This window comes from Rhodococcus sp. IEGM 1302, assembly GCF_030056935.1.
Taxonomy (GTDB): domain Bacteria; phylum Actinomycetota; class Actinomycetes; order Mycobacteriales; family Mycobacteriaceae; genus Rhodococcus_F; species Rhodococcus_F qingshengii.
In genome coordinates, this window is the sequence record NZ_JASHKY010000026.1 from 56,823 (window position 1) to 63,782 (window position 6,960).

General features: G+C 60.5%; 7 protein-coding genes. 4 read left to right on the forward strand and 3 right to left on the reverse strand.

The window, feature by feature from the left end; all coding sequences use genetic code 11:
• Positions 1-459: 459 nt before the first annotated feature.
• Positions 460-822: a hypothetical protein gene (locus QM609_RS24570; RefSeq protein ID WP_141695784.1), complete on the reverse strand. Its 363-nt coding sequence runs from the start codon at positions 820-822 to the stop codon at positions 460-462.
• A 612-nt stretch (positions 823-1,434) separates the two neighbouring features.
• Between QM609_RS24570 and rsmG the strand changes: the two genes are divergently transcribed.
• From rsmG to QM609_RS24590, 4 genes are all read left to right on the forward strand, one after another.
• Positions 1,435-2,115: a 16S rRNA (guanine(527)-N(7))-methyltransferase RsmG gene (gene rsmG / locus QM609_RS24575; protein WP_039973059.1), complete on the forward strand. Its 681-nt coding sequence runs from the start codon at positions 1,435-1,437 to the stop codon at positions 2,113-2,115.
• Between the two features lie 81 nt (positions 2,116-2,196).
• On the forward strand, positions 2,197-3,198 hold the full coding sequence (locus tag QM609_RS24580; protein ID WP_003942510.1) for a ParA family protein: 1,002 nt from the start codon (positions 2,197-2,199) through the stop codon (positions 3,196-3,198).
• A 1-nt stretch (position 3,199) separates the two neighbouring features.
• On the forward strand, positions 3,200-4,240 hold the full coding sequence (locus QM609_RS24585; protein WP_007729136.1) for a ParB/RepB/Spo0J family partition protein: 1,041 nt from the start codon (positions 3,200-3,202) through the stop codon (positions 4,238-4,240).
• 255 nt (positions 4,241-4,495) lie between these two features.
• Complete coding sequence (locus tag QM609_RS24590; protein WP_003942495.1) at positions 4,496-5,179, forward strand: hypothetical protein; 684 nt, start codon at positions 4,496-4,498, stop codon at positions 5,177-5,179.
• Between the two features lie 20 nt (positions 5,180-5,199).
• On the opposite strand, the gene QM609_RS24595 is transcribed toward QM609_RS24590, so the two are convergent.
• Positions 5,200-6,390, reverse strand: coding sequence for an N-acetylmuramoyl-L-alanine amidase (locus tag QM609_RS24595; RefSeq protein WP_003942558.1), 1,191 nt, complete (start codon positions 6,388-6,390; stop codon positions 5,200-5,202).
• A gap of 128 nt (positions 6,391-6,518) precedes the next feature.
• Positions 6,519-6,842, reverse strand: coding sequence for a thioredoxin (gene trxA, locus QM609_RS24600; protein WP_003942530.1), 324 nt, complete (start codon positions 6,840-6,842; stop codon positions 6,519-6,521).
• Between the last annotated feature and the right edge of the window lie 118 nt (positions 6,843-6,960).

The window sequence follows — 6,960 nt, forward strand, 5'->3', positions numbered from 1 at the left end:
CTCGGCCCACATATCCTGCTGCAACGGTGTCGTACGAAAATAGAGGTCTCCAGATCCGGTCACCCGGTCGAGGAAGTGCCACCATCGGTTGCGCGCGCACGGCCGACTTGGCGCATTCGGCGGTACGCTCGGTCACTTGCATCGTCACCACAGCCACGGGGAAGTCGGAATAGAGGAGGTCGGCAGCGACCGAAACTTCGATCCCGAACGTCTCTCACAGGCGGGCGGCGATTCTTGAGAGCCGTCATGCTCAGCTTCATGATTGCCTTCTTGGCTGTCGGCGGGGCACTGTGCATGTTCGGATATTCGATCGACAACATGCCGTACTACATGTGAGCCCCTCCCCTCCCCCAGCGGAAATAGTCGGCCCTTCGTTTCACGTGAAACCGGATCGATGGTTGTTGCCCCGAGCCCTCGATCTCCATCCCAGATTGGTATTGGATGTCTACTGGATGGCGATCACGACCCAATGGCTTCTGGTGTGCCATCGTCAGCGCGAACCCCAACCTGACGGATGCGGCCGTGAACCAACTTCAGCCCGTCACCGTTTGCTTGCTCGATCATCGCGATCTGTGGGGCTTCGGCGCCTAGATCGGATCGTCTTCGGATATTTCGAATGTCGCGAACGGTTCGTCGTGCGCCGGAGTCGACGAACCGTTCCGGAGATGCCAACTGGCGGATCTCGTGCTCGAGTCCCACCCAGTGTCGAGCCGGCATGGAACGACGGTGCAGTTCGATGAAGAAATTTATGTGGTGCGGATTGCTCAATGCATCTGCGACGGAGTCGAGGGCGAGCCCAATGCTGCGGAGTGCGTTCACCATCAGTCCACAGGAGAGGGTGAACTCTCCGATGCGCATCCTGTGGAGCGAAGCTTCTTGGATTGATTCGCGGTTTGTGATGCCAAGCCTCCGGCGTCCCGCAACAGGTGTGTCAAGCCGACGGATGTATGGCTCGCAACAACCGGCGATGAGATACCGAAGCTGTCCGAGATCTGGAATCGAAGTCTGTTTTCCGAGTCGACCTACAGAGAGGATCTGACTGACCGAGTCCGTTCTGCAGTCCGACGTCGGCGATCTTTTGCAACGACTTTTTCATCGAAAATTGGTCTTTTTGGGTCAGAATTCCATCCATGTAACTACCCATGGCAGTTTCGTCACTGTGATGATACTAAGAATTGCGCTCCTATCTGCATTCGATCGCCCGGCTATGTTTCACGTGAAACGCGTCAGAATTGGAAGACTTATCAGCGCGATGTTTCACGTGGAACGTGAACCCCTCCCCTCCCCCGCTTGAATTTTGGGCCGAATACTTCCCAAAGAATGAACGAGTCGGCAGACTCACAGCGAGTCGGTGTGCAGAAGCGAACACATGCCGGCTCCAGAGCGGATAATGATTTCGGTCTTGATTGTTGATTTCGCGGTTTACGCGGGAGGATGTTTCACGTGGAACAGAATGGTGCGGCGTCGGTTGACTGGGACGAACAAGAGACTGCGCGCGCAGTGTTCGGTGACAGATATGAGATCGCGGAACGGTATTACCAATCCCTGGCGACGGATGGTGTCGAGCGCGGGCTCATTGGTCCCCGTGAAGTCCCTCGACTGTGGGAGCGTCACCTTCTCAATTGCGCCGTCATCGGTGAGTTGATTGCCGAAGGCGAGTCGGTTGTGGACGTTGGAAGCGGCGCCGGCCTACCCGGTATCCCTCTCGCAATCGCCCGCCCGGACTTGAAGGTGACTCTGGTCGAACCGTTGCTTCGACGCTCGGTGTACCTCGCGGAGTTCATCGAGTCCAACGGATTGGACGTATTGGTTGTCCGAGGGCGAGCCGAGGAATCGGGTGTTGTGAAGGAAGCGGGCGGCGCGGATGTAGTCACCTCGCGAGCTGTGGCGCCTCTCGAGAAGCTCGCACGTTGGTCCCTCCCACTCATTCACGAGCACGGCCGGATGTTGGCACTCAAGGGTTCGAGCGCCTCCGAGGAGATCGAGCGAGACCGTACGGCGCTCACCAAGTTGGGCGCAGGTAAGTTGGAAATACTCGAATGCGGAGCCAAGATTCTCCGCACCCCCACTGTTGTGGTGAAGGCCGAACGTCTCCCGAAGCGCCGCCAGCGTTGATGATTTACACGCATGCAATCGAGAGCAATGTACAGATGATGAGAGCACCTAGTGATCGATTCCCAATCGAAGGAGCAGTCAATGTCGGGTCGATCTGAATCCGCCGTTTCACGTGAAACACCGAAGCAGCACACGAGTGCGGGTGCGGATCAGATCGTCAACGACGACGACAATTTCACCGCCCCCTACGCGGCGATCTCCTCGGAGGAGACCCCCATCGGGGCGGCCGCGCATCGAGCGAGCCAAGTGCTTCATCCCCATTCGGTGACGCTGCCGAAGCCGGCGTTCCGCCGCGTGATCACCATCGCGAACCAGAAGGGTGGCGTCGGCAAGACGACGACCACGGTGAACCTTGCGTCGGCGCTCGCTCTTCAAGGGCTCACTGTCCTTGTGGTCGATTTGGACCCTCAGGGCAACGCCAGCACCGCTCTGGGCGTCGTCCATACCTCGGGCACCCCGTCGAGCTACGAGCTGCTCATAGGCGAAGTGAAGGCCCCGGAGGCGATCCAGACCAGCCCGCACAGCGAGCGCCTTCTCTGCATCCCGGCAACGATCGATCTGGCGGGCGCCGAGATCGAATTGGTCTCCATGGTTGCCCGCGAGAATCGACTCAAAGGCGCGCTCAACGACAAGGTGCTCGCAGAGCTTGACGTCGACTTCGTCCTCATCGACTGCCCGCCCTCGCTGGGACTGCTGACCGTCAACGCGATGGTCGCTGCCAAGGAAGTTCTGATCCCGATCCAGTGCGAGTACTACGCCCTCGAGGGGGTCGGTCAGTTGCTCCGCAACATCGAACTCGTCCAGGCTCATCTCAACCCGGATCTGCATGTCTCCACCGTCCTTCTGACGATGTACGACGGGCGCACCAAGCTGGCCGACCAGGTCGCCGAAGAAGTACGCAAGCACTTCGGTGAGGCCGTTCTGCGCGCTGTGATTCCGCGCAGCGTGAAGGTGTCCGAGGCTCCCGGATACGGGATGACAGTTCTCGACTACGACCCGGGTTCGCGTGGCGCCATGAGTTACCTCGACGCCGGCCGTGAACTTGCCGCCCGCTCTGCCACCACGACGACCCAGGAGCAGTGAGATGAGTCAAGCACGCAAAGGTGGATTGGGCCGCGGCTTGGCTGCTCTCATCCCCACTGGGCCGGCCACGGCGCCGGGTCTGGGATCGGCTGCAGCGGACGTCGTAATCGGCGTCGACAAGCGCAACCCCTCCCCTCCCCCACCGACCAAGGCGGCCCCGAAAACGCAGAAAGCCACCAAGGCGTCGGCTGCGAAGGCTCCGGTGGAAGCTGAGCCGGAGACCGAACTCGAGCCGACCGGCGCGGTCTATCTCGAGATCGAACCGAGCCTGATCGAGACGAACCCGAAGCAGCCTCGCAGCGTTTTCGACGAGGAAGCACTCGCGGAGTTGGTTCACTCGATCCGCGAGTTCGGATTGATGCAGCCGATCGTGGTCCGTCGTCACGGTGACAAGTACCAACTTGTCATGGGTGAGCGTCGCTGGCGCGCGAGCCAGGAAGCCGGGCTGGAGAAGATTCCGGCGATCATTCGTGAAACAGATGACGACTCGATGCTGCGCGACGCGCTCCTCGAGAACATCCATCGAGTTCAGTTGAACCCCCTCGAGGAGGCAGCGGCGTATCAGCAGCTGCTCGAGGAGTTCGAAGTCACCCACGAAGAATTGGCCAATCGGATCGGACGTTCGCGTCCCGTCGTGACCAACATGATTCGTCTGCTGAAGCTGCCGGTGGCGGTTCAGCGTCGCGTTGCGGCTGGAGTACTTTCGGCCGGCCATGCTCGCGCACTGCTGTCCCTCGAGGCGGGTGCCGACGCTCAGGAGGTCATGGCGGCGCGCATCGTCGCGGAAGGAATGTCTGTTCGCGCGACGGAGGAAGCAGTCACTCTGGCCAACCGGGCGGATAATGAGATCGCTCCCCCACAGAAGCGCAAGCCCATCGTGATGCCGGGTCTGCAGGATGTGGCCGAGCGGTTGTCGGACTCGTTCGACACTCGGGTGACTGTCAGTCTGGGCAAGCGGAAGGGAAAGATTGTGGTCGAATTCGGCTCGGTCGACGACCTACAACGCATCGTCGGAATGATGGAAGCACAGAAATCCAAGTAGAGAACTCGGATGCCCGTTTGGTGACGTAATCATGATGACCGGGCACACCACCTATTTTCGTCACTGTGACAAATCTAGGTGGTCCGAGCTTCTCGAAATCTTGAACCGGGACGAAAGATGTTGAACAGCAATATATTAGGGCGATCAACTCTCGTGCCACTGCCGACTTGTCGTAGCTGGCCTATCCTGGAGAAGAGAAAAGCAGCGGGCGAGCATCAAAACCGCTTCGGGGACCTACGGAGAGTGAGTTAGTCAGTGTCGACTCACGTCATCACCTCTCTCACACTCGACAGCCTCGATCAGCTTTCCGCCCATGCGCGCCGATGCGTGTTCTGGGAGATGGACCCGGGCGCGCTTCACGACGCCCGAGGATTCTGTGATCAGGAATTCGAGAAGGAAGCCTGGCTGTCGATGGTCATGCTCGAGTGGGGTTCGTGCGGACAGGTCGCCGTCCGCGACGGAAAGCCGCTCGGCAGTGCGTTGTACGCCCCTCCCCGCATGATCCCGCGCGCGCAACTGTTTCCCACCAGCCCGGTCAGCTCGGACGCAGTGCTTCTCACAAGCCTTCGCCTCGAGCCCTCGGGCATAGAGGAAGAACTAGGGCCGAGCCTGCTGGCCGCTGTCGTGACAGATCTGGTCCGACGAGGAGTTCGTGCGCTCGAGGCATTCGGTATCCGTAGCGGCGACTTGGGGCCAGCTTCCGACGTGGCCAGTGCAACGGCAGCTCTGGAATGTTCACCCGCAGAATGCATGATCAGTGCCGAGTTCCTCGAGGACTACGGTTTCGAGGTCGTGGCACCGCACCATCGTTATCCGCGCCTTCGTCTCGAACTCAATCGAGATCACGAATGGAAAGTCGACGTCGAAGAAGCCCTCGACCGTCTACTGAAGGCCGCAGCTCTCGAAATGGTGGAGATCAGCGAACTCGCCAGAGTGTGAGCAGGTGCCGACCGCAGGACCTACGAAATGCGGTCGGCTACCGAAAGTTCTTCTGCGAGAAGCTCGGCGAAGGTGAAGGTGCCGGTCGGCTGATCGTCTTGACCCAGTAGGTACAGCCGCTTGACCGAGATCAAGATGGCTTCGGCGATGGTGTCACGCATCCGCGGATTCGTCAGTACCGCAACGTCGGACGCGTTGGACAGGTAGCCGAGATCGATCTGTACCGTCGGCATGTTGGTCAGGCGCAACAACTCCCACGTTCGACCGTGAGTTCTGCAGTCCCGCAACGGAGTTCGCGCAACGATCTCGCGCTGAACGAAACCGGTCAACACCTGCCCGATCATCGAGACCGAACCGTGCGAATTTCCGAAGTGGAAGCTCGCGACGCCGTTCGCCGACGGGCTCGAGTTGCTGTCGCAGCGCAGGGAGATCATCAGATCGGCGTCGAATGCGTTGGACGTCAGCGCGCGCTCGGCCTCGCTCGGATCGGCGTTGTGCGGGCGGGAGAGGAAGGTTTCCATCCCGGTTGCTGCCATCCGCCCCTCGAGGCGCATAGCCAGATCCCACAGGATGTCGGCTTCGGAGATGCCGTTGACGATGGTGCCGGTGGACGGACCACCGAGGCCTGGATCGATGACGATGCGCTTGCCGCCCAGCTGTGGGCCCTTGCGCCTCACCAGCTCCTCTTCGCTGATCGCGTGCGGCGATCCGCCGGTGACGCGAGTTCCCAGCAGTTCCAGCGAACGCAGTGTCTGCGGTCCGCAGATACCGTCGGCGGCAATCCCGATTTCACGCTGGAAAGACGAGAGAGATTCGTGGGTCTGCGGGCCGAAGAAACCGTCGACCCGACCTGCGTAGAAGCCCAGGTCCTGCAATTTGGCCTGCAGAGCTGCGACGTCGTCGCCGTACAGCGGCGCAGAAAGCTGGTAAATCAACGTACGGGCGCCCAGGCGGTACGAGGCCTCGCGAAGTGACCGATAGGTGGCCGGGCCCACGATGCCGTCGACAAGGAGCCCACGCTGCTGCTGGAAGGCGCGAACGGCGCTGTCGAGTTGATGATCGAAGATGGCGTCGGGTGCAACCCAGTGGGCACCGTCGGCGCTTTCACGTCGAATACCGGAAGTTCCGTGATGGAGGTATCCCAGCTTCGTCAATGTGCCCCGAATCTCGGCGACGGCCGGGCCGTGATCGCCGTGTCGGAGTCTGTGCATGCGTGAAAGCCTCTCGGATCGGTTAACGAATTCGATCGATGTGCCTGGTCGTAGACCCGATCAGGCACATCGATCGATTATCTCAGAAATTCTGTGGATTGCGAGAATCCACGATGCTCATCCAGCCGTCAGAGAACGTCTGCGAGGTCCTTGAGCAGCGCGGCCTTGCCCTTGGCGCCGACGATCGTCTTGATCGGCTTGCCGTCCTTGAACAGGATCATCGTCGGGATCGACATGACCTGGAAATCGCGGGCGGCCGCCGGGTTGGCGTCGATGTCGAGCTTCGCGACGGTCAGCTTCTCGCTGTTCTCACCGGCGATCTCCTCGAGGACCGGGGCGACCATCTTGCACGGGCCGCACCAGGTTGCCCAGAAATCGACCAGAACGGGCTTGTCGCTGCCCAGGACGTCCTGCTTGAAGGAATCGTCGGTGATGGTGACGGTATTCGACACTGTTACTCCTCGAGGGTTGGGTTCGACAGCTTGGTGAATCAGGGAGCGCCGACGACGTCGACCGTGTGGCCGGCTGCGTCGAGCGTGTTGGCGGTGATGTCGCCGCGGTCGGCCAGCC